Raw genomic sequence first — 24,127 nt, forward strand, 5'->3', positions numbered from 1 at the left:
GGGGGTGTGCCGACCCTCACCTGGTACACCAACCCCGACTCCGGGGGGCAGGCCGAGATCGCCGCCCGGTGCACGGAAGCTGCGGACGGCCAGTACGCGATCGAGACCGCCGTGCTGCCCCGGGAGGCCTCCCAGCAGCGGGAGCAGCTGATCCGGCGGCTGGCCGCGAACGACGCGTCGATCGACATCATGAGCCTCGACCCGCCGTTCATCCCGGAGTTCGCGGAGGCGGGCTTCCTCGCGCCGGTGCCCTCCGACGTCGCCGAGCGGGTCACCGAGGACGTGGTGGAGAGCGCGATCGAGGGGTCGACCTGGAACGAGGAACTGGTCGCCGTCCCGTTCTGGGCGAACACCCAGCTGCTCTGGTACCGCGAGTCCGTCGCGGAGGCGGCCGGGCTGGACATGAGCCAGCCGGTCACCTGGGACCAGATCGTGGAGGCAGCCCAGGCGCAGGACGTCCAGGTCGGTGTGCAGGGCATCCGGGCGGAGGCGCTGACCGTCTGGTTCAACGCGCTGATCGAGTCCGCCGGCGGGTCGATCATCGAGCAGAACTCCACGGACCCGTCGGAGATCGAGCTGGGGCTCACGTCCGAGGCCGGCATCCGTGCCGCTGAGGTGATGAGGATGATCGCCACCAGCGGGACGGCCGGCCCGGCGCTGTCGACGGCGAACGAGGACTCGACCGCCACGGCCTTCGAGGGCCCCAACGGCGGGTTCAACGTGAACTACCCGTTCGTCTACCCCCGGGCGCTGTCCGCCGTGGAGGCCGGGACCATGGACGCCGCGGTGCCCGAGGACTACGGCTGGGCGATCTACCCGCGGGTGGACGCCGACACCCCGGCCGCGCCGCCCTACGGCGGGATCAACCTCGGCGTCGGTGCCTTCAGTCAGTACCCCGACCTCGCCTACGCGGCGACCGAGTGCATCACCTCGACGGAGAACCAGGCCTACTACTTCGTCACCAACGGCAACCCGGCCTCCGACACCGCGGTCTACGACGACCCGGAGGTGCTCGAGCAGTTCCCGATGGCGCCCACCATCCGGGACTCCCTGGAGCTGGCGGCGCCCCGGCCGCAGACCCCGTACTACAGCGAGGTCTCCGGGGGGATCCAGCGGGTCTACCACCCGCCGTCGTCCGTCGAGCCGGAGCAGACGCCCGAGGCGGCCACCGAGCTGATCAACGCCGTGCTGCGGAAGGAGCAGTTGCTGTGACCGAGCGCGCGACGCGGGTGCCCGCGTCTTCCTCGACCTCCGGAGGGGTGATCCGGTGAGCACCACGACGCTCCCCCCGGCGGAGAAGACCCAGCCGGTCTCCGCCCCGGACGCGAAGACCAGCGACCGGGCCAAGAGCGAGCGGAAGCTGGGCTGGCTGCTGGCCGGCCCCGCCCTGTTCGTCATGCTGATGGTGACCGCCTACCCGATCGCCCAGGCGATCTACGACTCGCTGTTCGACTTCCGGCTGACCGACCCGGACAACCGGTCGTTCACCGGGCTGTCGAACTACGCGGTGATCCTCACCGACTGGCTGTGGTGGCGGTCCCTGCTGGTCACCGGGTTCATCACCCTGGTGACCGTGGCCGTGGAGCTGGTCCTGGGCTTCGCCCTCGCGATGGTGATGGCGAAGGCGTTGAGCACGATCCGGCCGGTGCTGCGGGCCGCGATCCTCATCCCGTACGCGGTCATCACCGTGGTGTCGGCGTTCGCCTGGCAGTTCGCGTTCGACATCCAGACCGGCTTCGTCAACAGCTGGTTCGGCTGGGTGCCGGGCATCGGCGCGGACACCGACTGGTTCGGTGGCACCTGGACCTCGCTGCTGGTCATCTGTCTCGCCGAGATCTGGAAGACCACGCCGTTCATCTCGCTGCTCCTGCTGGCCGGGCTCGCCCAGGTGCCGGAGGTGCTGCAGGAGGCGGCGAAGGTCGACGGTGCGAGTTGGTGGCAGCGGATGCGCAAGGTCACCCTGCCGAACATGAAGGCCGCGATCATGGTGGCCCTGCTGTTCCGCACCCTGGACGCGTTCCGGGTCTTCGACAGCATCTTCATCATGACCGGCGGGGCGAACGCGACCGAGTCGGTCTCCTTCCTCGCCTACCGGCAGACCATCTCGCGGCTGGAGATCGGGCTGGGGTCGGCGGTCTCGGTGCTGCTGTTCCTGGCGGTCGTGTTCATCGCGATGAGCTTCATCAAGGGCTTCAAGGTCGACCTGTCCCAGTCGAGGGGGGAGGGCTGATGTCCACCAAGGAGAAGACCTGGTGGGGCGTCGCCGGAGTGGCGATCGTCATCTACGCGTTGTTCCCGATCGCCTGGATCGTGTCGCTGTCGTTCAAGGCGCCCAGCGCCCTGAACAACGGCAACTTCCTCCCCGGCGCCCCGACGTGGGAGAACTACTCCCTGATCCTCACCGGTGGGGCCAGCGACCTGTTCCTGCCGGCGCTGCGCAACTCGTTCGGCATCTGCCTGATCGCCACGGCGATCTCGTGCCTGCTGGCCATGTTCGCCGCCTACGCGATCGCCCGGCTGGACTTCCCGGGGAAGAAGTTCATCCTCGGGACGGCGCTGGCCGTGGCGATCTTCCCGGTGATCTCGATCGTCACGCCGCTGTTCAACCTGTGGCGCAACATCGGGCTGTACGACACCTGGCCCGGCCTGATCATCCCGTACCTGTCCCTCACGCTGCCGATCTCGATCTGGACGATGTCGGCGTTCTTCCGGGAGATCCCCTGGGAGATGGAGCAGGCCGCGCAGGTCGACGGCGCGACCACCTGGCAGGCGTTCCGCAAGGTGATCGTCCCGCTGGCCGCGCCGGGTGTGTTCACCACGGCGATCATCGCCTTCTTCATCGCCTGGAACGACTTCGTCTACGGCATCTCGCTCACCTCCACCGAGGCGGCGCGACCCGTGCCCGCGGCGCTGGGCCTGTTCTCCGGCGCCTCCCAGTTCGAGGACCCGACCGGTGCGATCGCGGCTGCCGCGGTCATCGTCACCATCCCGGTCATCGTCCTGGTCCTGCTGTTCCAGCGGCGCATCGTCGCCGGTCTCACCAACGGCGCCGTCAAGGGCTGACGCCCTCCCGCCGACCCATGCTGATCGTGAAAGGGACGAACTGATGGCCTCGATCGAGATGAAGAACATCGTCAAGAAGTACGGCGACGGCTTCCCGGCGGTGAACGACGTGAGCCTGGACATCGACGAGGGGGAGTTCATGATCCTCGTCGGCCCGTCCGGCTGCGGGAAGTCCACGCTGCTGCGGATGATCGTCGGGCTGGAGGACATCACCAGCGGCGACATGGTGATCGGCGGCACCCGGGTCAACGACAAGGCACCGCGGGAGCGCAACCTGTCGATGGTCTTCCAGAACTACGCGCTGTACCCGCACCTGAGCGTGTTCGAGAACATCGCCTTCCCGTTGCGGCTGGCCAAGGTGGACGACGCGGAGGTGACACGCCGGGTGAACGAGGCTGCCGACGTCCTGGAGCTGCACGAGCACCTGGAGCGCAAGCCGGCCAACCTCTCCGGTGGTCAGCGGCAGCGGGTGGCGATGGGCCGGGCGATCGTGCGCCAGGCCGAGGCGTTCCTCTTCGACGAGCCGCTGTCGAACCTGGACGCCAAGCTCCGCGGGCAGATGCGCACCGAGATCTCCCGGCTGCAGCGCCGGCTGGGCATCACGACCGTCTACGTCACCCACGACCAGACGGAGGCGATGACGCTCGGCGACCGGGTCTGCGTCCTGCGCAAGGGGAAGATCCAGCAGGTGGCCTCCCCGCGGGAGCTGTACGAGCAGCCGGTCAACCTCTTCGTCGCCGGGTTCATCGGCTCACCGCCGATGAACTTCCTCCCCGCCCAGCTCGAGGGCTCCCGGCTGACCACGCCCTTCGGGGACATCGAGCTCGACGAGCGCCGGGCGGCCGCGGTCGCCGGCCGCGACCTGCTGCTGGTCGGCATCCGGCCGGAGTACTTCGAGGACGCCTCCCTGGTCGACGAGGCGAAGCGGCCGCTCGGGTCGGTCTTCACCGCTCGCGTGGACGTCACCGAGTGGCTCGGTGACTCCCAGTTCGCCTACATCCCCTACGAGGCGCCCGACGAGATCCGCACCCAGCTGCGCGAGCTGTCCAAGGAACTGGACTCCGAGGAGCTGCGCACCCAGGCGATCGTGTCCATCGATGCCACAAGCCGGATCCGGGAGGGCCGGGACGCGGAGTTCTGGCTGGACAGCCGCAAGGTGCACGTCTTCGACCCGACCACGGGGGACAACCTGACCCGGGACGCCGATGCTGGTGCCGAGCTGACCCGGCTGGCGGCCGAGGACCGGGTCGAGCAGGTCCAGTCGGCGGAGGGCGAGGGGATCAGCGCCGCCTGACGGCGTCCCGGGGGTGGGCCACGGGTGGCTGCCACCCACGCTGCCCGGTGCAGGAGGGCCTGCGCCGGGCAGCGGTCCGGCGCAGGCATGATCATGCCCGGGGTTTGTGCTGCGGCGTCGCTGCGCACCTGTCCCCGCAGAGACCCTGGCCGGACACTGGAGGCACCGCAGCATGGACATCACCGCGACCGACGAGTGGGCAGCCCTTGCCGAACACCACCGCGCGGTCGGCGCCCGGACGCTGCGCGAGCTGTTCGCCGAGGACCCCGAGCGCGGCACCCGGCTGACCGGCACCGCCGGCGACCTCCACGTCGACCTCGCCAAGCACCGGGTCACCGACGAGACGCTGCAGCTGCTGATGGCGCTGGCCGAGCGGGCCGGCGTGCCGGAGCGGATCGCGGCGATGTTCCGCGGCGAGCACATCAACACCACCGAGGACCGCGCCGTCCTGCACGTGGCTCTGCGCGCACCGGAGTCGGTGCCGCTCACCGTCGACGGGCAGGACGTCAGCGCCGACGTGCACGCAGTGCTGGCCAAGATGCGGGCCTTCGCCGACCGGGTGCGGTCGGGGGAGTGGACGGGGCACACGGGCGAGCGCATCCGGGCCGTGGTGAACATCGGCATCGGCGGCTCCGACCTCGGTCCGGCGATGGCCTACACCGCCCTGGCCGACTACAGCGACCGCGACCTCACCGCCCGGTTCGTCTCCAACATCGACCCGACCGACTTCGCCGAGAAGACCCGCGACCTCGACCCGGCGACCACCCTCTTCGTCGTCTGCTCCAAGACCTTCACCACCCTGGAGACGCTGACCAACGCGACCGTCGCCCGGGACTGGCTGCTGGCCTCGGGCGCCGACGAGTCAGCGGTGGCCGAGCACTTCGTCGCGGTCTCCACCAACACCGACGCGGTGGCCGAGTTCGGCATCGACACCGCCAACATGTTCGAGTTCTGGGACTGGGTGGGCGGCCGCTACTCCTTCACCTCCGCGATCGGGCTCTCGCTCATGGTCGCGATCGGGCCGGACGCCTACGACGAGATGCTCGCCGGCTTCCACGCCGTCGACGAGCACTTCCGCACCGCGCCCCTCGCGGAGAACATGCCGTTGGTCCAGGGCCTGCTGAACGTCTGGTACACCGACTTCTTCGGTGCCCAGAGCCACGCCGTCCTGCCCTACAGCCAGTACCTGTCCCGGCTGCCGGCCTACCTGCAGCAGCTGACGATGGAGAGCAACGGCAAGTCCGTGCAGGCCGACGGGCAGCCGGTGACGGCGGCGACCGGCGAGGTCTACTGGGGTGAGCCGGGCACCAACGGCCAGCACGCCTTCCACCAGCTGCTGCACCAGGGCACCTCGCTGATCCCGGCCGACTTCATCGGGTTCGGAGAGCCCAACCACGACATCGGCGAGATGCACGACCTGCTGATGGCCAACATGTTCGCGCAGAGCGCCGCGCTCGCGTTCGGCAAGACCGCGGAGGAGGTCGCCGCCGACGGCACGCCGGCCGACGTCGTCCCGCACAAGGTGATGCCGGGCAACCGGCCCTCGACCACGATCCTCGCGCCGAAGCTGACCCCGGGCACGCTCGGGCAGCTGATCGCCTTCTACGAGCACACCGTCTTCACCCAGGGCGCGATCTGGCAGATCGACTCCTTCGACCAGTGGGGGGTCGAGCTCGGCAAGGTGATGGCCCGGCAGCTGGCCCCGGCGCTGACCAGCGAGACCGCGCCGGACATGGACAGCCCCGAGATCGCCGCGGACGCCTCCACCGCCGCCCTCGTCGCGCACTACCGGCGGCTGCGCGGTCGCCCGGTCTGACGAAGGCCCCTGCCCCCACCGCTCGCCGGCTCGCGGCGGGTCCCTCCAGGGGGCCGCCGCGAGTCCGGGAGGGGGAGGGTGACGTGCGGTGGCTGGCCGGGGGCGCCGCCTGGGACGATGATCGGGACAGTGTCATCCGTGTCGCACCGCCCGCCGCCCGGCGGGGCTGGAGCACCGGACCAGGAGGAGCCATGCCGAACCCGTTCGTGAAGCTGTGGAAGTACCTGACGGCCTCGGCCAACAACCAGATCGACCAGCGGGCTGACCCGAAGATCCAGATCCAGCAGGCGATCGAGGCGGAGCAGCAGCGGCACCAGGCCCTGGCCAACCAGGCCGCCGCGGTGCTGGGCAACCAGCGGCAGCTGGAGATGCGGCTCAGCCGGCAGCTGGGTGAGATCGAGAAGCTCCAGGCCTCGGCGCGGCAGGCGCTGACCCTCGCCGATCAGACCCGCGCCGCCGGCGATGCCGCCAAGGCCGCTGACTACGAGCAGGCTGCGCAGGCCTTCGCCACCCAGCTGGTCGGCGCCGAGCAGTCGGTCGAGGACCTCAAGCGCAGCCACGACGAGGCGCTGCAGGCCGCCGAGCAGGCCAAGGGCGCGGTCGAGACGAGCCGGATGCGGCTGCAGTCGACGCTGGCCGAGCGCACCAAGCTGATGTCCCAGCTGGAGCAGGCCAAGATGCAGGAGCAGGTCTCGGCCTCGCTGCGGTCGGTCAACGAGCTGTCCGCGCCGGGCAACACCCCGAACCTCGGTGAGGTGCGGGACAAGATCGAGGCCCGCTACGCCACCGCACTGGGCCAAGCCGAGCTCGCGCAGGACTCGGTCGAGGGCCGGATGCTCGAGGTGGAGAAGGCGACCATCGACGTCGCCGGCGCCTCCCGGCTGGCCGAGCTCCGTGCGTCGATGGGCGGTGGCACCCAGGCCATCAGCGGCACCCAGGCCGCCGGCGCGATCGAGCAGGGCACCCCGCCGGTGACCGGGCTCGGCGCCGAGACCCCGGCTGCCCAGCCGGCGGAACGGCCCGAGCAGTAAGAACACTGCTGCCTCGCTCGTCCGAGGCGAGCCCCCCGGAGCCCCGTCGTCCTGCTGGACGGCGGGGCTCCGTCGGTCAGGTGGCGGCGATCGACGCCGGATGGCCGGGCTCCCCGGTGCGGGCCAGCGGGTCGATCGGGCTGCGTGCGGCCTGGCACGCCGGGCACCAGTAGGTCACCCTCTCCTGGGTGTCCGGCCCCTGGTCGCCCAGCAGGATCGCGGTGCGGCAGCGGCGGCACGGCCGGCCGCGGCGGCCGAACACCCAGTGGTCCTCCCCGCGCCGGGTGGAGCCGGTGGTGCTCTGCTCGGGGTGGTCGCGATTGGCGAACATCAACGTGCGGGCCCGTTCGACCAGCCCGGGCAGGTCGGGGACGTCGGCGACCCGCGTCCACGGGTGGGTGCGGGTCATGAACAGCGTCTCGACCTTGTAGAGGTTGCCGATGCCGGCGAGGTTGCGCTGGTCCAGGATCGCGACGCCGATCTGCTCGTCCGGGTGGGAGCGGAGCCGGCGCAGCGCCTCGTCGAGGTCCCAGTCGGGGCCGAGGACGTCGGGACCGAGATGGCCGACCAGCTCGCCCTCACCGCTGGTCGGCACGATCCGCAGGTCGTGCAGCCGGTAGCCGACGCAGTCCCACTCGTCGGTGGCCAGGATCGCCCGGATGCTGTGCGCGGGCCCGCCCTTCCACGGGGTGCCCTTCCGGTAGATGTGCCAGCTGCCGTCCATCCGGTAGTGCGTGCGCAGCGTGCGGCCGTCGGCGAAGCGGGTGAGCATGTGCTTGCCGCGGGGGACGACCTCGGTGACGGTGGCGCCGGCGAGGTCGACGGTGGCCAGCTGGGGCACGCGCAGCTCGCCCTTCGTGAGCGTGGCGCCGGCCAGCGCGGTGTTCATCCGCTGGGCGGCCAGCCAGACTGTGTCTCCCTCGGGCATCCCGCCATGATCCCCGCCCGCACGCGCTCCCGCCGGACCTGGCAGCCGCCGCGTCGGGCGTTGCTGGCGGTCTCCGGCGTGGCTAGTAGCGGGCGCGACGCGCCTCCGTACCGGGCTCCCCGGTGCGCGCCCGCGGATCCACCGGGGCGGGCGTGGCCTGGCAGCGCGGGCACCACCAGGTGACCCGCTCCTGCAGGTCGGGGTCCTGGTCGCCGAGCAGGATCGGCGTCCGGCATCGCCGGCAGGGGCGGCCCTTGCGGCCGGCGACCCAGTGGTCCTGCCCGCGGCGGGTCTCGCCGGTGGTGCTCTGCTCGGGGTGGTGCCGGTTGGCCAGCATCAGCGTGCGGGCCCGTTCGACCAGCCCGCGGAGGTCGGGGACGTCGGCGACCCGGGCCCACGGGTGCACGCCGGTGAGGAACAGCGACTCGACCTTGTAGAGGTTGCCGATGCCGGCGAGGTTGCGCTGGTCCAGGATCGCCACGCCGATCTGCTCGTCCGGCTGCGAGCGAAGCCGGCGCAGGACCTCCTCGACGTCCCAGTCCGGGCCCAGCACGTCGGGGCCGAGATGCCCGACCAGCTCGGACTCCTGGCTGGTGGGGACGAGCCGCACGTCGTGCAGCCGGTACCCGATGCACTCCCACTCGTCGGTGGCCAGCACGGCGCGGATGCTGTGCCCGGGTCCGCCCCGCCACCGGGAGCCCGGCCGGTAGATGTGCCAGCTGCCGTCCATCCGGTAGTGCGTGCGCAGCGTGCGGCCGTCGGCCAGCCGGGTGAGCATGTGCTTGCCGCGGGGGACGACCTCGGTGACGGTCGCGCCGGTCAGGTCGACCGCAGCCAGCTGCGGCACCCGTAGTTCACCCCGGCGCAGCGTGGCCCCGGCCAGCGCGGTGTGCATCCGCTGGGCGGCCAGCCAGACGGTGTCTCCCTCGGGCACGCGGTCCATGGTCCCCGGCGGACGGGTCTGGTGCTCGGTATCGCTGGGGGTGCCGGCGCGGGCGCCGGACCGCACGGGTGGACCCCGTCGCCGCTGACGGTGTGCACCCTCCCTCGGTCGGGTGGCCTCGTGTGAGGGGGGCGACAGGCGGGAACAGCCTGCGTTCCTTCAGCGCTGAGAGATCCTGTGACCGTGTCGACCCGCCTGCGCAGCCTGCCGGACCGCTTGACCGGCGGCATCGCGACCCGGCAGCCGACCCCGGCGCCGGAGCCGGTCACCGTCACCGTCGCCCGGGTGGTGCGCCCGGACCAGCAGAACGCCTTCGAGCGCTGGGCGGCCGAGGTGCAGGAGCTGGCGGCGACCTTCCCCGGTCACCTGGGTTCCTCCCTGCTGCGCCCCGGTGCGGGCAGCGACGAGTACCACCTGGTCTACCGCTTCAGGGACGACGAGTCCCTCGCCGCCTGGGAGCGCTCGCCGGAGCGGCGCGAGGCGCTGGACCGGGTGCACCAGCTGGTGGAGGACGAGCGGGTGGCCCGGGCCGTGGGCCTGCAGACCTTCTTCGCGGTGCCGGCCCGGCCGGGGCCGGCGTGGCGCAGCTGGCTGCTCACCGTCGCCGTCGTGCTGCTGTTCACCTCGACGTTCCAGCTCCTCGCCGTGCCCTTCGTCGGCGACTGGCCCTGGCCGGCGCGGCTGCTGCTGTCGGCGGCCTACGTGGTGACGGCGCTGCGGTGGTCCATGCCGCGGCTCAGCCGCTGGCTCGGCCCCTGGCTGCAGGCCTCTCGCCGCCGCTGACCCCCTGCGTGCGCCCGGCGCGCTCAGGGGCGCTCCGCGCGCCCGTTGTGCGCTCAGCGGCGCTCCGCGCGGCAGAGAGCGCCAGTGAGCGCACAACGGTGGGGTCGCGGGGCTAGTTGCGCAGGCGCAGGCCGCGCGGGGTGGCGGCGAAGCCGGCTGCCTGCAGCGCCGCGGTGAGCGGGCCGGACTCGTGCACCGACGCGCCGTCGGCCTTCTGCACGATCATCCGGCCCAGTGCCCCGGAGGCGACCGCGCCGGACAGCGCGGTGGCGGCCTCCTTGAGCACGGTCTCCTCCTCCGTCCAGGACAGCAGCGTCTTCCCGCCGCGCTCGACGTAGAGCACGAGCTCGCCGTCGACCAGCACGACCAGGGCACCTGCCTTCCGCCCGGCCCGGTGTCCGCTCTTCCGGCTGCCGGTGCCCTCACCGAGGTCGACGGCGGGGCCGTCGACCGGGCCGTCGGCGGAGGCGACCGCGCGCTCCGGCCAGGGGAGTGCGGCGCCGTAGACGTTGGCCGGGTCGGTGGCGGCGAGCACGACCGGGCCGGCGGGTGTGCGGTCGGGGCTGGCGAAGCTGCGCAGCCGGTCGACCGAACCGGGGGTGCCGAACTGGGCCGCGCCGAGGGTCTCGACGAAGTAGCCCCGGCGGGCCCGGCCGTTCTCCTCGAACGCCCGCAGCACCGGGTAGACGGCGGAGAAGCCCCCGGTCACCTGCTCGGCCTGCACCGCGCCGCGGGTCAGCACGCCGTGCCGTTCCAGCAGTGCCTCCGCCCGCGCGGTGGTGCGCTTGGTGGCGTTGCCCTCCAGCTCGGGCAACCGCGACCAGCGCCCGGCCATCGACGGGGGACCGGTGCGGCTGGGCATCGCCGGGCGGCCGAGCCTCGTGCGGCCGTACCGGCTGCGGTCCAGCCGGGCGCGGGGAGCGGCCGCCTGCTTCTTGTGCGTCCCGCCGCCAGACAACCGGGTGCGGAGCGGTGCGAGGGTGTCGTTGGTGAGGGCCCCGGCCCAGACCAGGTCCCAGACCTCCTCGGCCAGCGCGGTGTCGTCGGTGGCGCCCACCCGGTCGGACAGCGCCCGGAAGAAGAGCGCCTGGCCACCGGCGAGCTCGTCGAGCAGGAGCTGCCCGACGCCGCCCTCGGTCGCCGCACCCCCGGGCGGCTCGGGCAGGAGCAGCGGGGCCAGGTCGGCCGGCGCCAGGGTCACCCAGCCGTCACCACCGGAGAGCCCGCCCGCGCCGGCCCACAGCACCTCGCCGGCGCTGGTCAGCTCGTCGAGCATCGCGGGCGAGTAGTCATGCACCCGAGACGGCAGCACCAGCGACTCCAGCGCCGAGGCGGGCACCAGCGCGCCGGCCAGCTGCTCGACCACCGCCAGGACGCCGTCGACCCCGCGCATCCGGCCGCCGACCGACTGCCAGGACGGCGTGAACCGGGCCAGCGTGTCGATCGGGACCGGCTCGACCTCCTGGCGCAGCTTGGCCAGCGACCGGCGCCGGATCGAGCGCAGCACCTCGGCGTCGCACCACTCCTGGCCGATGCCGCCCGGCCGGAACTCGCCGGTGACCAGCCGGCCGGTGCCGACCAGCCGCTGCACGGTGGCGGTGACGACGGCGACGCCGAGGCCCAGCCGGGCCGCGACCTCCGGCGGGGCGAAGGGGCCGTGGGTGCGGGCGTAGCGGCCGATCAGGTCACCGAGCGGATCGGCCACCGGCTCGGTGAACACCTCCGGCACCCCGACCGGCAGTGCGGTGCCCAGTGCGTCGCGGAGTCGGCCGGCGTCCTCGATGGCGACGTACCGCTCCTCCCCGGCGATCCGCACCACGAGCGCCCGCCGGGCGACGACGAGCTCCGAGAGCCAGTCGGCCGGCACGCCGCGGGCCCCCGCCTCGGCCACGGTGAGGTCACCGACGCCGCGGAGGAGGTCGCTGGCGCCGTCGACGTCGCGCGGGTGCCGCTGCTCGGGCAGCCGCTGCAGCTCCGCCTCGACCTCGGCCATCGCATCGCCGTCGAGCAGTTCGCGCAGCTCGGAGCGGCCCAGCAGCTCGGCCAGCAGCCCGGTGTCCAGGGCGAGCGCCTGGGCGCGGCGCTCGGCCAGCGGGGCGTCGCCCTCGTAGATGAACTGGCCTACGTAGCCGAACAGCAGCGACTGGGCGAACGGCGAGGCCGTCTGGGTCTGCACGTCGACCAGCCGCACCCGGCGGGCGCGCACGTCGCTCATCAGCTCGACCAGCCCGGGCACGTCGTAGACGTCCTGCAGCACCTCCCGGACCGCCTCCAGGGTGATCGGGAACGAGGAGAACTCACTCGCCACCGAGAGCAGCTGGGCCGCGCGCTGCCGCTGCTGCCACAGCGGGGTGCGCCGCCGCGGGTCGCGACGGGGGAGCAGCAGTGCCCGGGCGGCGCACTCACGGAACCGGCTGGCGAACAGCGCGGAGTTGCCGACCTCGGCAGTGACCTCCCGCTCGACGTCGTCCGGGTCCAGCAGCGCGAGGTCGGCCTCCGGCGCCTCGCCGGTGGTGTCCGGGAGCCGCAGCACGATGCCGTCGTCGGAGTGCATGGACGCGACGTCGACGCCGTAGCGCTCGCGGAGCCGGGCGGCGAGCACCAGCGCCCAGGGGGCGTTGACCTGGGCGCCGAAGGGGGAGTGCACGACCAGCCGCCAGTCGCCGAGCTCGTCGCGGAACCGCTCGACCAGCAGCGTGCGGTCGTCGGGCAGGTGGCCGGTGGCCGCCTTCTGCTCGGCCAGGTAGGCGAACAGGTTGCTCGCACCCCAGGCGTCCAGGCCGGCGGCGCGGGCCCGGTCCATGCCCGCCTCCGGCGTGGCCGAGCCGACCTCGCGCAGGAAGGCACCCAGAGCCCGGCCCAGCTCCAGCGGGCGGCCCAGGGTGTCGCCGTGCCAGAACGGCATCTTGCCGGGCTGGCCGGGCGCCGGGCTGACCAGGACCCGGTCGTGGGTGATCTCCTCGATCCGCCACGAGGAGGACCCGAGCAGGAAGACGTCGCCCACCCGGGACTCGTAGACCATCTCCTCGTCCAGCTCACCGACCCGGCGACCACCGTTCGCCCCCGCACCGGAGACGAGGAAGACGCCGAACAGCCCGCGGTCGGGGATGGTGCCGCCGCTGGTGACCGCCAGCCGCTGGGCGCCGGCGCGGGCGGTGAGCGTGTCGGTGACCCGGTCCCAGGTCAGCCGGGGCCGCAGCTCGGCGAAGGCGTCGGAGGGGTAGCGGCCGGCCAGCATGTCCAGCACCGCATGCAGGGCGGAGTCGGGCAGCGAGGCGAAGGCGGCCGAGCGGCGCAGCACGGCGGCGACCTCGTCGACGGTGCGCGGCCGCTCGGAGACCATCGCGACGATCTGCTGGGCCAGCACGTCGAGTGGGTTGCGCAGGTAGCGGGTCGACTCGATGGCGCCGGCCCGCATCCGCTCGGCGACGACGGCGCTCTGCACCAGGTCGCCGCGGAACTTCGGGAAGATGACGCCCTCGCTGACCGCGCCCACCTGGTGGCCGGCCCGGCCCACCCGCTGCAGCCCGGCCGCCACGTTCGGCGGCGACTCGACCTGGACCACCAGGTCGACAGCGCCCATGTCGATGCCCAGCTCCAGGGAGGAGGTGGCGACCACGGCCGGCAGCTGCCCGGACTTGAGCGCCTCCTCGACCACCGCGCGCTGTTCCCGGGAGACCGAGCCGTGGTGTGCGGAGGCGACCGGCTTCACGTCCGCCGGCAGCCCACCGCCGGAGCCGGCCTGGGCCATCAGCTCGGCGGGGTTGGCGCCGTGCGGCATCGGCTCACCGGTGGCGCGCTCGTAGGCCAGCTCGTTCAGCCGGCTGGTCAACCGCTCGGCCAGGCGGCGGGAGTTGGCGAACACGATGGTGCTGCGGTGGGTCTCGATCAGGTCGAGCACCCGCTCCTCGACCGCCGGCCAGATCGACGTCCGCGGCTGGTTGCCCGCCGCCGACCCCTCCAGCTCGCCGGTGGGCTGCCCGAGCTGGCTCATGTCCTCGACCGGGACGACGACCGACAGGTCCCACTGCTTGGTCGACGGCGGGGCGACCACCTGGACCGGGCGGCCGCCGGCGAGGAAGGTCGACACCTCCTCGAGCGGGCGGACCGTCGCCGACAACCCGATCCGCTGGGCCGGCCGCTCCAGCAGCTCGTCGAGCCGGTCGAGGGAGACCGCCAGGTGCGCGCCGCGCTTGCTGCCGCAGACGGCGTGCACCTCGTCGAGGATCACCGTCTCCACCCCGCGCAGCGACTCCCGGGCCTGGCTGGTGAGCAGCAGGAACAGCGACTCCGGGGTGGTGATCAGGATGTCCGGCGGGCGCTTGGCGAACAGCCGTCGCTCGTCGGCCGGGGTGTCACCGGAGCGGATGCCGACGCTGATCTCCGGTCGTTCCTGACCCAGCCGGGCGGCGGCCTGACCGATCCCGGTCAGCGGTGCGCGCAGGTTGCGCTCGACGTCGACGGCCAGCGCCTTGAGCGGGGAGACGTAGAGGACCCGGCAGCGGGCCAGCGGGTCCTCCGGCGGGGGCGTGGCGGCCAGCCGGTCGAGCGACCAGAGGAAGGCCGCCAGCGTCTTGCCCGACCCGGTGGGGGCGACGACCAGGGCGTGCTCGCCGCTGCTGATCGCCGTCCAGGCGCCCTCCTGTGCTGCGGTCGGCTGCTCGAACGCACCGGTGAACCACGCCTGGGTGGGCGCCGAGAAACGCTCGAGAGCGGACACGCGACCAGTGTCCACGCGGGTACGACAGTTCGCCCCGGGCAGCCGGTGCCACTGGCCAGCGGTTCACCGCGGGCGGCGGGCCTCGATCAGGTAGCGCTGCGACCACGACACGAAGGCGCCGTCCCGCTCGATCCGGCGGTGCACCTCGGCGAGCTGCGGGCGGTACCGCTCCACCGAGAAGTCCGGCACCGTCCAGACCACCTTGCGCAGGAAGTGCACGACCGCGCCGACGTCGCGGAACTCCACCCGGCAGCGGGAGGCCCGCAGGTCGACCACCTGCAGGCCGGCCGCCCGGGCGGCCTCGGCGGCCAGGTCGCCGGTGGGCTCGTCGGCGCCGGGCAGGGGCCCCAGCAGCGCTTCGGCCAGCACCCGGTGGGTGCCCGACCCGATGCCCTGGCACAGGTGGCTGCCGCCGGGGGAGAGGACGCGGGCGATCTCGTCCCAGCGCTGGACGGTGGGGTGCCGGCTGCTCACCAGGTCGAAGGCGGCGTCGGGGAACGGGAGCGGGCCGTCGTCCGCCACCTCGGCCACCTCGCCGCCCCACTCCGCCAGGCGCCGCCGGGCGAGGGCGAGGTTCGGCGGCCACGACTCGGTGGCGGCCACCCGCCCGGGCCGCCGCGCGGCCCGGGCCAGTGCCTCGGCGTACACCTCGCCGCCGCCGGTCTGCAGGTCCAGCGAGCCGAGGGCACTCCCGAGCCGGTCGGCCAGCAGCCCGCGCCAGCCCCAGGGAGGGCGCTCCTCGGTCGCCCGGCCGACGAACCAGGAGAAGTCCCAGCCCTCGGTCGGCACGGCTGCGCCCTCGGCGACGAGCTCCTCGAAGGTGCGCACCGCGGCAGCCTGTCGACCCGTCGCCGGGTCGACAAGCGGATTCGTCGACATGCGGACCCGGGCGGATCACACTGGTGTCATTCAGCCGTCGTCCCCCAGGGGGCAGCCATGCAGCGAGCAGCGGTGCAGTCCTCCAGCATCGCGACCGTCGGCTACGACGAGGAGCAGCAGGTCCTCGAGATCGTGTTCACCGACGGACGCGTCTACCACTTCCTCGAGGTGCCGGCGGAGCGCGTGCTGTCCCTGCTCCGCGCGGAGAGCAAGGGCCGCTTCCTCAACACCGAGATCAAGCCCGACTTCGGCTACCGGGCTGTCGGCCGGCGCTGGGGCTGAGCCACACTCCGTGGCATGCGTCACAGCCTGTACGAGGCCGACCACGACGACTTCCGGAGCAGCGTCCGGGCCTTCTGCGAGAAGGAGGTCGCGCCGTTCCACGACGACTGGGAACGCGCCGGCATCGTGCCGCGGGAGCTGTGGACGACGGCCGGCGCGCAGGGGCTGCTGGGCATCGGGGTGGACGAGCGGTACGGCGGCGGCGGGGTGCGCGACTTCCGCTGGTCCTGCGTGCTGAGCGAGGAGCTCGTCCGGATCGGCGCCAGCGGTGTGGGCTTCGGGCTGCACAACGACGTCGTCGGCCCCTACCTGCAGGACCTCGCCACCGAGGAGCAGAAGCAGCGTTGGCTGCCCGGCTTCTGCACCGGTGAGCTGATCACCGCGATCGCGATGACCGAGCCCGCCGCCGGCAGCGACCTGCAGGGCATCGGCACCACCGCCCGCCGGGACGGCGAGCACTGGGTGCTCAACGGCTCGAAGACCTTCATCACCAACGGCATCAACGCCGACCTGGTCATCGTCGTGGCGCGCACGGACCCCGACGCGCCGGGGTCCAAGGGCCTCAGCCTGCTCGTCGTCGAGCGCGACATGGCCGGCTTCTCCCGGGGCCGGAACCTGGACAAGGTCGGGCTGAAGGCGCAGGACACCGCCGAGCTGTTCTTCGACGACGTCCGCGTGCCCGCCGCCAACCTGCTGGGCACCGAGGGGCGCGGCTTCGCCCACCTGATGCAGAACCTGCCGCAGGAGCGGCTGCACATCGCGGTCTCCGCGGTGGCCGCCGCCGAGACCGTGCTCGCGCTGACCGTCGAGTACGTCACCACCCGGACGGCGTTCGGCCGGCCCGTCGGGTCCTTCCAGAACTCCCGCTTCGTCCTCGCCGAGCTGCAGACGGAGGTGACGATCGCGCGGACCTTCGTCGACGAGTGCGTGCGCCAGCTCGACAGCGGCGACCTCACCGCGACCGATGCCGCGATGGCCAAGTGGTGGACGACGGAGCTGCAGAACAAGGTCGCCGACCGGTGCCTGCAGCTGCACGGCGGCTACGGCTACATGAGCGAGTACCGGGTCTCCAAGGCCTGGCGGGACGCCCGGGTGCAGTCGATCTACGGCGGGACCAACGAGATCATGAAGGAGATCGTGGGGCGTTCGATGGGTCTCTGACGACGTTGCCACCCACCGGAACCCTGGTTGTGTGGCGGCTCAGCCGGTCCCTAGGTTCGGCCCCGTCTCGGGGGACATCGGGGTCACCCCGGGCGCGACACAGGAGTCGCACATGAGACCGCACCGAACTCGACGCCTGCGTGCCGGCGTCGCCCTCGTCGCCGCGGCGGCGGTCGTCACCGGCGGGGCCACCCCGGCGCTCGCCTCGCCGGGCACCGACCGGCACGCCGACGGCAACGGACACCGCAACGGCAACGGGCACGGCCACGATCGTGGCCACCAGGACCGCATCGCGCGGCAGGTGGCCGCCCTGGTGGCCCAGCTGACCGTCCCGGAGAAGTTCGGGTTGCTCGGGGGGACCGCCGGTAGCAACGGTGCCGCCGGTGCCCTGGGCGGGGTCCCGCGACTGGGCATCCCGACCCTCGACATGGCCGACGGGCCCTCGGGCGTCCGCGCCGCGGAGCCGGCCACCGCGCTGCCGGCCCCGGTCGCGCTCGGGGCGACGTTCTCCCCGGAGCTGGCCGCCGCATACGGCGGGGTGCTCGGTCAGGAGGCCGACGCGCTGGGCATGGAGGTGCTGCTCGGCCCGATGATGAACCTGGTCCGCACCCCCTACGCCGGCCGGAACTTCGAGACGCTGAGCGAGGACCCGCTCCTCACCGCCTCCCTCGCGGCCCCGCAGGTCTCCGGCATCCAGGACCACGGCGTCATCGCCACGGCCAAGCACTTCGCGGCGAACAACCAGGAACTGGGCCGCGCCGGCCTGGACGTCCTGGTCGACGAGAAGACCCTGCACGAGACGGAGCTGGCCGGCTTCGAGGCGGTCGTCGACGCCGGGATCGGCGCGGTCATGTGCGCCTACAACCAGGTCGAGTCCGTCCAGGCCTGCCAGAACTCCGAGCTCCTCACCGAGGTGTTGCGCGAGCAGTGGGGCTTCGACGGCTTCGTCATGACCGACTGGTTCGCCATCCACGGGCCCGAGGCCCTGGTGGCCGGGCTGGACGTCGAGATGCCCCGGCCGATGGCCTTCCCCGAGCTGGCCCAGGACGTCGACGGCGACGGGCAGGTGACCGAGCGCGACCTGTCCGAGCCGGTCGCGGCCGCGCTGGACCGGGCGGTCACCGGCGTGCTGACCGCGATGGCCGAGGTCGGACTGCTCGACGGCGTGGGGGAGGACCCCGAGCGTGCGGTCGAGGAGAACGCCGCGGTGGCCCGGCAGGTGGCGACGGAGGGCGCCGTCCTGCTGCGCAACGAGCAGGGCGCTCTCCCGCTGTCCGACGAGGCACTGGCCAGTCTCGCGGTGGTCGGGCCCACGGCGGCCACCCCGTTGATCGGCGGCGGCGGCAGCGCCCGGGTCAACCCCGACGCCGGTGCGGTCGACAGCACCGTCGAGGTGCTCGAGGCCGGCGGCGCCGACGTCACCTGGGCGACCGGTGAGGACCTGGAGGGCGAGCTGGTGCCCGGCGCGGTGCTGGGCAGCGGCAGCCCGCTGGAACTCACCGGCGAGGCCGCTCTCACCGGGGAGTTCAGCGAGGACGTCACCGTCACCGCCCCCGAGGCCGGCACGTACACGTTCCACCTGCAGACCACCGGGCCCGGCGCCGAGGTGACCCTGGGCGAGGAGCAGGTGGCCTCCACCCAGAACCGGTTCGGTGCGCTGGGCGGCAGCCTCATCCCCACCGCTGACGGCTTCATCAACGACAGCTGGACCGTCGAGCTGGCGGCCGGCGAGCAGGTCGCCTTCACGGTGAGCGGCACCGGGACGGTCGAGGCGCCGGTGCAGCTCCGCCTGCACTGGACGACCCCGCAGCTGCGTCAGCAGCGGATCGACGAGGCCGTCTCCGCGGCCGAGGCGGCGCACACCGCGGTGGTCTTCGGCTACAACGAGGGCACCGAGGGGGAGGACCGGGCGTCGCTGGCGCTGCCCGGGTTCCAGGACGAGGTCATCGCCGCCGTGGCGGCGGCGAACCCGCGCACGGTGGTCGTGCTGAACACCGGCGACCCGGTGCTCATGCCGTGGCTGGACGACGTCTCGGCGGTGCTGCAGATGTGGTACCCGGGTCAGGAGGGCGCCGAGGCGACCGTCGACCTGCTCACCGGTGTGGCCGGTCCGGCCGGCAAGCTCCCGCAGACGTACCCGGCCGACCCGGCCCGGACGCCGGTCAGCGACCCGGCGAACTACCCGGGCGTCGACCTCGACGGTGACGGGGTGCCCGACCAGCAGACCTACACCGAGGGCACGGACGTCGGGTACCGCTGGTACGCGGCCACCGACACCGACCCGTTGTTCGCCTTCGGGCACGGGCTGTCCTACACGTCGTTCGACTACTCCCGGCTGCGCACCCGCACCGGCCGGGACGGCGTGGAGGTGTCCTTCGTGCTCACCAACACCGGGTCGCGGACCGGCACCGAGGTGCCGCAGGTCTACCTGGGCGCCGGCACCGCGGCCGGCACGCCGACGCTCCAGCTGGCCGGCTTCGACCGGGTGACGCTGGAGCCGGGCGAGCGGCAGCGGGTGACGATCGAGGTCGACGAACGCCAGCTCTCGGTGTGGGACGCCGAGGACGACCGGTGGGAGCGCGCCTGCGGCGTCCGTCCGGTGCTCGTCGGCGCAGCCTCGGACGACGTGCGGCTGACGGACTCGGTGCGCGTCCGCTGAGCCGCTCGGCCCGCCGGCGGACCCTCACCGGCGGGCCGTCGACCGGCCGATCAGCGGCGACGGTCGGGCACACTCACCCGGTGACCCGACCGTCGCTGTCCCCTCCCGACCAGGCCGTCGTCCAGCGCCGCACGCTGGGGGTGCTCTCGGCCGGGGTGGCCCTCGGCGGGCTCGGCGTGACCATCGGCATCACGGTCGGGGGGCTGCTCGCCCGGGACGTCGCCGGGAGCGACGCCGCCGCCGGGCTGGGGCAGACGGCGAGCGTCCTGGGTGCTGCCCTGATCGCCGTCCCGCTGGCCCAGGTCAGCGACCGGTACGGCCGACGCGTCGGGCTGTCCCTGGGCTACGGGGTCGCGGGCGTCGGCTCCCTGGTCGTCGTCGCGGCCGCGGCGTCGTCCTCCCTGCTCCTCCTGCTCGTCGGCCTCTTCCTGTTCGGGGCCGCCACCACCAGCGGGCTGCAGGCCCGCTACGCCGCCGCCGACCTGGCCGCTCCCGAGCACCGTGGCCGCTCGCTGTCCCTGGTGGTCTGGGCGACCACGATCGGCTCGGTGCTCGGGCCGAACCTGGCCGGCCCGGCCGACGACCTGGGGCGCGCGCTCGGGCTGCCTGCGCTGGGTGGGGCGTTCGTGCTGTCCATCGCGGTGTTCGCGGTCGTCGTCCTCGGGGTGCTCCTGCTGCTCCGCCCCGACCCGCTGCTGCTGGCCCGGGAGCTCACCGCGGCCACCCGCCCGGCCGGGCCGCCGGCCCTGCGGTCGGGTTCGGCAGCGGCGCTGCGCGCTGTGTGGGCGACCCCCGGTGGGCGGCTCGGGCTGACCGCCGTCGTCGTCTCGCACGCGGTGATGGTCGGGCTGATGGTGATGACCCCGGTCCACATGGGCGCCGGACACTCCGGGGCCGACGGGACGACGCTGCGGGTGATCGGCCTGGTCATCAGCGTGCACGTGGCCGGGATGTACCTGTTCTCCCCGGTGGTCGGCTGGCTCGCCGACCGAGCCGGGCGGGCGGCGACGGTCGCACTGGGTGGGGTGCTGCTCCTGCTGGCCGCCGTGGTCGCGGGCACGGCGCCCCCGGGGGCCGCCCTCCAGCTCGGCGTCGGGTTGTTCCTGCTCGGGCTGGGCTGGTCCTGTGGGCTGGTGGCCGGGTCGACCCTGGTCACCGAGTCCGTGTCCGCCGAGGTCCGCCCGTCGGCGCAGGGCGCGACCGACCTGCTCATGGGCCTGGGGGCAGCCGTGGCCGGCGCGGTGGGTGGCCCGTTGCTCGCGCTCGGCGGCTTCGGGCTGGTGGCGGCGGTGTCCGCAGCGCTCATCGGCCCACTGCTGGTGGTCTGGGTGCGGGCCCGCCCCCGGCTCAGCGCCGGTTGAGGTAGTCGCGGGCCAGCAGGACCAGGAGTGCGACCAAGGCGCCGACGATGGCGATCTGCAGGATCAGGTCCCAGGTGGGGGAGCCGGTGCTGGGGACCATGCGACGAGGGTAGAGGCCACGGCCCGGGGCCGGTGGTGCCCGGCGCACGGGCTCCCGGCGGGTGGGTACCGTCGTGGCGTGCGGCTGCAGGAGTTCCGGTCCCGGATGGAGCGCCAGTTCGGTGCGATCCGTGCGCAGAGCGTCGCCAGTGACCACGTCTTCGGTCCGCTGGGCGGGCGCACCGCCGCCGAGGCGATCGAGGCGGGCGTGCCGGTGCGCACGGTCTGGCTGGAGATCTGCAAGGAGTACGACGTCCCGCCGAAGGAACGCTGAGCCGTCCCCCCGGAGGGAGGTGCGGCCTCCGGCGGGACGAGGCCTCAGTCCGCGAGGACCGAGCGGACGTACTCGGCGAGCGAGGTGGTCGGCCGGCCGATGAGCGCCGACAGTGCGGTGCTTCCGGTCTCCAGGGCGCCCTGGGCGATCGACTGGTCGAGGCCGACGACGAACTCGGCGGTCTCCTGCGGCAGGCCCTGTCCGAGCAGGAACTGCACGTGCTCCTCGGCGGACAGGTCGCGGTAGGTGACCTCCCGGCCCGTCTCGGCGGCGACGGCGTCGGCCAGGTCGGCGAGCGTGAACGGCTGGTCCCCGCCCAGCTCCACGACGCCCGGCTCCGGCTCCGCCGCGGTCAGGACGGCGACTGCGCCGGCTGCGAAGTCGGCGCGCGTCGCCGCGGCGATCCGACCCGCCCCCGAGCTGCCGACGACCTCGCCGGTCGCAGCGGCCGTCGTGATCGGCTGGTCGTAGTTCTCCAGGTACCAGTTGTTGCGCAACACCACCGCCGGGAGCCCGGCCTCGGCGATCAGCTGCTCGGTGGCGGCGTGCTCGGGGGCCAGGGGGAGCGGGGTGTCGTCGACCTTCGGCGCGCTGGTGTAGACGACCAGCGCGACGCCCGCGGCCCGGGCCGCCTGCAGCACGTTGCCGTGCTGGGTCACCCGCTGGCCCACCTCGCTGCCGGAGACCAGCAGCAGCCGGTCGGTGCCCTGCAGGGCGGTCTGCAGGCTCGCCGGGTCACCGTACTCGGCCTGGCGGACCTGCACGCCACGGGCGGCCAGGTCGCTGGCCTTCCCGGGGGTGCGGACGACGGCGACGACCTCGCCGGCGGGCACCCCGGCGTCGAGCAGTCCGGTGACGACGAGCCGGCCGAGGTGGCCGCTGGCTCCGGTGACGGTGATCAAGGGGACTCCTCCGAGTGCTTCCTGCACGGTAGGCACTTACGAAAAGTGAGTGCCAGCCCGTCGGACGGTACCCTGGCGGCGTGCGCGAGGTGGCTGGGGGTGCGGTGGAGCAGACGGTCGAGCAGCTGGTGGCCGACGTCTTCCGGCGCGCCTGCACCTCCCGCGAGGCGCTGGAGCACGTGACCGGCAAGTGGTCGTTGCTGGCACTGTCGGCCCTGGCCGAGTCCCCGCACCGGTTCGGCGAGCTGCGCCGCCGGGTCGAGGGGGTGAGCGAGCGGATGCTGGCGCAGAGCCTGCAGACCCTCGAGCGGGACGGCTGGGTGCACCGCGAGGTGCGGTCGACGATCCCCCCGCACGTGGAGTACCGGCTGACCGAGGACGGCGTCGCCCTCGTGCCCCACCTGCTGGCGGTCATCTCCTTCGTCGAGGGGCGGATGCCGGCCGTGCACGCGGCCCGGGCCCTCGCCGACGAGGTCCGTCCGCCGCGCTGACCGGGCTGTCCCGGTGGACGCCGAGGGTGCTGGACGGCACGGCGCGCCGATCTGGCGTGTCACTGGATTCGAACAGGTGTTCGGCCTACGGTGGCGTCCACAGGTCCGGTGTCCGTCCACAGATGCACCCGGTCCGCGGAAAGTGTCAGACCCCCGCCCTAGCGTCGGCGACGACCCGCTACAGCGACATCCGAAGGTGGCCACCATGGCAACGCTCGACCGCGACAAGGCCCTCGACATGGCCCTCGCCCAGATCGACAAGCAGTTCGGCAAGGGCTCCGTCATGCGCCTGGGCGACTCGCCCGAGGTCGCCATGAAGGTCATCCCGACCGGCTCGATCGCCCTCGACATCGCCCTCGGCGTCGGTGGCCTGCCCCGTGGCCGTGTGGTCGAGGTGTACGGCCCCGAGGCGTCCGGCAAGACGACGGTCGCCCTGCACGCGGTGGCCAACGCCCAGGCGGCGGGCGGCATCGTCGCCTTCATCGATGCCGAGCACGCCCTCGACCCCGACTACGCCCGGGCGATCGGCGTCGACACCGACGCACTGCTGATCAGCCAGCCCGACACCGGTGAGCAGGCGCTGGAGATCGCCGACATGCTGATCCGCTCCGGCGCGCTCGACCTGATCGTCGTCGACTCGGTGGCGGCCCTGGTGCCCCGGGCCGAGATCGAGGGCGAGATGGGCGACAGCCACGTCGGCCTGCAGGCCCGCCTGATGAGCCAGGCGCTGCGCAAGATCACCGGCGCGCTCAGCAACTCCGGCACCACCTGCATCTTCATCAACCAGCTGCGGGAGAAGGTCGGCGTCGTCTACGGCTCGCCCGAGGTGACCACCGGTGGCCGTGCGCTGAAGTTCTACGCCTCGGTCCGTCTCGACATCCGCCGGATCGAGACCCTGAAGCAGGGCACCGACGCGGTCGGCAGCCGGGTCCGCGTGAAGGTGGTCAAGAACAAGGTGGCGGCCCCCTTCAAGCAGGCCGAGCTCGACCTGATCTGGGGCACCGGCTTCAGCCGCGAGGGCGGGCTCATCGACATCGGTGTGGAGCAGGGCTTCGTCCGCAAGTCCGGCGCTTGGTACACCTACGAGGGCGATCAGCTCGGCCAGGGCAAGGAGAACGCCCGCACCTTCCTGCGGGACAACCCCGACCTCGCCGACGAGATCGAGAAGAAGATCAAGGAGAAGCTCGGCATCGGGGTCGTCGCCGTCGAGGCCCCGGCGGCCGCTCCGGCCGACTTCTGATCCCGCCGGTGTCGGACGCCCCGTTCGACGACGGGCCGGGCGGCGAGGGCTCCGGGGACGACGTCGTACCGGCCGGTGACAGAGGTCGCCGGTCCGGTCGGCGTCGCCCCGGGGCCGGCAGTGCCCGCCGCGGTCCCGACTCGTCCGACCCGATCGGGTCGGGCGGGCGCCGGGAACGTAGCGGTCGCAGCTCGGGGCCCC

Annotated in this window: 19 protein-coding genes; 14 read left to right on the forward strand and 5 right to left on the reverse strand. The window is 73.1% G+C overall.

All coding sequences use genetic code 11. The annotated features are described in order from the left end of the window. The first annotated feature begins 6 nt into the window (after positions 1-6). From O2W53_RS13395 to O2W53_RS13420, 6 genes are all read left to right on the forward strand, one after another. Positions 7-1,212: an extracellular solute-binding protein gene (locus O2W53_RS13395; protein WP_269163541.1), complete on the forward strand. Its 1,206-nt coding sequence runs from the start codon at positions 7-9 to the stop codon at positions 1,210-1,212. Between the two features lie 55 nt (positions 1,213-1,267). Beyond that, positions 1,268-2,230, forward strand: a complete 963-nt coding sequence (locus tag O2W53_RS13400; protein WP_269163542.1) for a carbohydrate ABC transporter permease — start codon at positions 1,268-1,270, stop codon at positions 2,228-2,230. Beyond that, entirely contained in the window at positions 2,230-3,063 is an 834-nt protein-coding gene (locus O2W53_RS13405; protein ID WP_036334056.1) for a carbohydrate ABC transporter permease, read from the forward strand. Before O2W53_RS13400 ends, O2W53_RS13405 begins: the two co-directional genes overlap by 1 nt. Positions 3,064-3,106: 43 nt before the next feature. Beyond that, entirely contained in the window at positions 3,107-4,357 is a 1,251-nt protein-coding gene (locus tag O2W53_RS13410) for an ABC transporter ATP-binding protein (protein WP_269163543.1), read from the forward strand. 172 nt (positions 4,358-4,529) lie between these two features. Continuing rightward, on the forward strand, positions 4,530-6,173 hold the full coding sequence (pgi, locus tag O2W53_RS13415; RefSeq protein ID WP_269163544.1) for a glucose-6-phosphate isomerase: 1,644 nt from the start codon (positions 4,530-4,532) through the stop codon (positions 6,171-6,173). A gap of 191 nt (positions 6,174-6,364) precedes the next feature. Further along, positions 6,365-7,204 (forward strand): PspA/IM30 family protein, encoded by an 840-nt coding sequence (locus tag O2W53_RS13420; protein ID WP_269163545.1) that lies wholly within the window; start codon positions 6,365-6,367, stop codon positions 7,202-7,204. 76 nt (positions 7,205-7,280) lie between these two features. On the opposite strand, the gene O2W53_RS13425 is transcribed toward O2W53_RS13420, so the two are convergent. Together O2W53_RS13425 and O2W53_RS13430 are read right to left on the reverse strand one after the other, a co-directional pair. Next, positions 7,281-8,132 (reverse strand): DNA-formamidopyrimidine glycosylase family protein, encoded by an 852-nt coding sequence (locus tag O2W53_RS13425; RefSeq protein ID WP_269163546.1) that lies wholly within the window; start codon positions 8,130-8,132, stop codon positions 7,281-7,283. A gap of 82 nt (positions 8,133-8,214) precedes the next feature. Next, positions 8,215-9,075: a DNA-formamidopyrimidine glycosylase family protein gene (locus tag O2W53_RS13430; RefSeq protein ID WP_442929282.1), complete on the reverse strand. Its 861-nt coding sequence runs from the start codon at positions 9,073-9,075 to the stop codon at positions 8,215-8,217. A 183-nt stretch (positions 9,076-9,258) separates the two neighbouring features. Here O2W53_RS13430 and O2W53_RS13435 point away from each other — a divergent pair, with 183 nt between their 5' ends. Beyond that, complete coding sequence (locus O2W53_RS13435; RefSeq protein WP_269163548.1) at positions 9,259-9,858, forward strand: antibiotic biosynthesis monooxygenase; 600 nt, start codon at positions 9,259-9,261, stop codon at positions 9,856-9,858. Between the two features lie 112 nt (positions 9,859-9,970). On the opposite strand, the gene O2W53_RS13440 is transcribed toward O2W53_RS13435, so the two are convergent. Further along, positions 9,971-14,578 carry an ATP-dependent helicase gene (locus O2W53_RS13440; protein ID WP_269163549.1) on the reverse strand — a complete coding sequence of 1,536 codons (4,608 nt, stop codon included), beginning with the start codon at positions 14,576-14,578 and terminating at the stop codon, positions 9,971-9,973. Between the two features lie 63 nt (positions 14,579-14,641). Then, positions 14,642-15,406 (reverse strand): class I SAM-dependent methyltransferase, encoded by a 765-nt coding sequence (locus O2W53_RS13445; protein ID WP_269163550.1) that lies wholly within the window; start codon positions 15,404-15,406, stop codon positions 14,642-14,644. A 108-nt stretch (positions 15,407-15,514) separates the two neighbouring features. Here O2W53_RS13445 and O2W53_RS13450 point away from each other — a divergent pair, with 108 nt between their 5' ends. The 5 genes from O2W53_RS13450 (at position 15,515) to O2W53_RS13470 (ending at position 21,293) form a co-directional block, all read left to right on the forward strand. Continuing rightward, positions 15,515-15,739 carry a KTSC domain-containing protein gene (locus tag O2W53_RS13450; RefSeq protein WP_269163551.1) on the forward strand — a complete coding sequence of 75 codons (225 nt, stop codon included), beginning with the start codon at positions 15,515-15,517 and terminating at the stop codon, positions 15,737-15,739. A 15-nt stretch (positions 15,740-15,754) separates the two neighbouring features. Then, positions 15,755-16,900, forward strand: coding sequence for an acyl-CoA dehydrogenase family protein (locus O2W53_RS13455; protein WP_269163552.1), 1,146 nt, complete (start codon positions 15,755-15,757; stop codon positions 16,898-16,900). 112 nt (positions 16,901-17,012) lie between these two features. After that, positions 17,013-19,559, forward strand: coding sequence for a beta-glucosidase family protein (locus O2W53_RS13460; RefSeq protein WP_269163553.1), 2,547 nt, complete (start codon positions 17,013-17,015; stop codon positions 19,557-19,559). A gap of 80 nt (positions 19,560-19,639) precedes the next feature. Continuing rightward, the gene (locus O2W53_RS13465; RefSeq protein ID WP_269163554.1) at positions 19,640-20,920 is read left to right on the forward strand and encodes an MFS transporter; all 1,281 of its coding nucleotides are present in this window, start codon (positions 19,640-19,642) and stop codon (positions 20,918-20,920) included. 178 nt (positions 20,921-21,098) lie between these two features. Beyond that, complete coding sequence (locus O2W53_RS13470) at positions 21,099-21,293, forward strand: DUF3046 domain-containing protein (RefSeq protein WP_036334075.1); 195 nt, start codon at positions 21,099-21,101, stop codon at positions 21,291-21,293. Positions 21,294-21,337: 44 nt separating this feature from the next. On the opposite strand, the gene O2W53_RS13475 is transcribed toward O2W53_RS13470, so the two are convergent. After that, positions 21,338-22,195 carry an NAD(P)H-binding protein gene (locus tag O2W53_RS13475; RefSeq protein WP_269163555.1) on the reverse strand — a complete coding sequence of 286 codons (858 nt, stop codon included), beginning with the start codon at positions 22,193-22,195 and terminating at the stop codon, positions 21,338-21,340. A gap of 80 nt (positions 22,196-22,275) precedes the next feature. Here O2W53_RS13475 and O2W53_RS13480 point away from each other — a divergent pair, with 80 nt between their 5' ends. Together O2W53_RS13480 and recA are read left to right on the forward strand one after the other, a co-directional pair. Continuing rightward, positions 22,276-22,686 (forward strand): winged helix-turn-helix transcriptional regulator, encoded by a 411-nt coding sequence (locus O2W53_RS13480; protein WP_269163556.1) that lies wholly within the window; start codon positions 22,276-22,278, stop codon positions 22,684-22,686. 205 nt (positions 22,687-22,891) lie between these two features. Further along, the gene (recA, locus tag O2W53_RS13485; protein WP_269163557.1) at positions 22,892-23,926 is read left to right on the forward strand and encodes a recombinase RecA; all 1,035 of its coding nucleotides are present in this window, start codon (positions 22,892-22,894) and stop codon (positions 23,924-23,926) included. Positions 23,927-24,127: the final 201 nt, after the last annotated feature.

The sequence above is a fragment of the Modestobacter sp. VKM Ac-2978 genome (genome assembly GCF_026968025.1).
In the GTDB taxonomy this organism is placed as follows: Bacteria; Actinomycetota; Actinomycetes; order Mycobacteriales; family Geodermatophilaceae; genus Modestobacter.

What these genes read in the sequence shown, in the direction of transcription:
- O2W53_RS13405 (WP_036334056.1), top strand. Translation starts at nt 2,230, where the DNA reads ATGTCCACCAAGGAGAAGACCTGGTGGGGCGTCGCCGGAGTGGCGATC.
- O2W53_RS13410 (WP_269163543.1), top strand. Translation starts at nt 3,107, where the DNA reads ATGGCCTCGATCGAGATGAAGAACATCGTCAAGAAGTACGGCGACGGC.
- pgi (WP_269163544.1), top strand. Translation starts at nt 4,530, where the DNA reads ATGGACATCACCGCGACCGACGAGTGGGCAGCCCTTGCCGAACACCAC.
- O2W53_RS13420 (WP_269163545.1), top strand. Translation starts at nt 6,365, where the DNA reads ATGCCGAACCCGTTCGTGAAGCTGTGGAAGTACCTGACGGCCTCGGCC.
- O2W53_RS13425 (WP_269163546.1), bottom strand. Translation starts at nt 8,132, where the DNA reads ATGCCCGAGGGAGACACAGTCTGGCTGGCCGCCCAGCGGATGAACACC.
- O2W53_RS13430 (WP_442929282.1), bottom strand. Translation starts at nt 9,075, where the DNA reads ATGGACCGCGTGCCCGAGGGAGACACCGTCTGGCTGGCCGCCCAGCGG.
- O2W53_RS13450 (WP_269163551.1), top strand. Translation starts at nt 15,515, where the DNA reads ATGCAGCGAGCAGCGGTGCAGTCCTCCAGCATCGCGACCGTCGGCTAC.
- O2W53_RS13455 (WP_269163552.1), top strand. Translation starts at nt 15,755, where the DNA reads ATGCGTCACAGCCTGTACGAGGCCGACCACGACGACTTCCGGAGCAGC.
- O2W53_RS13460 (WP_269163553.1), top strand. Translation starts at nt 17,013, where the DNA reads ATGAGACCGCACCGAACTCGACGCCTGCGTGCCGGCGTCGCCCTCGTC.
- recA (WP_269163557.1), top strand. Translation starts at nt 22,892, where the DNA reads ATGGCAACGCTCGACCGCGACAAGGCCCTCGACATGGCCCTCGCCCAG.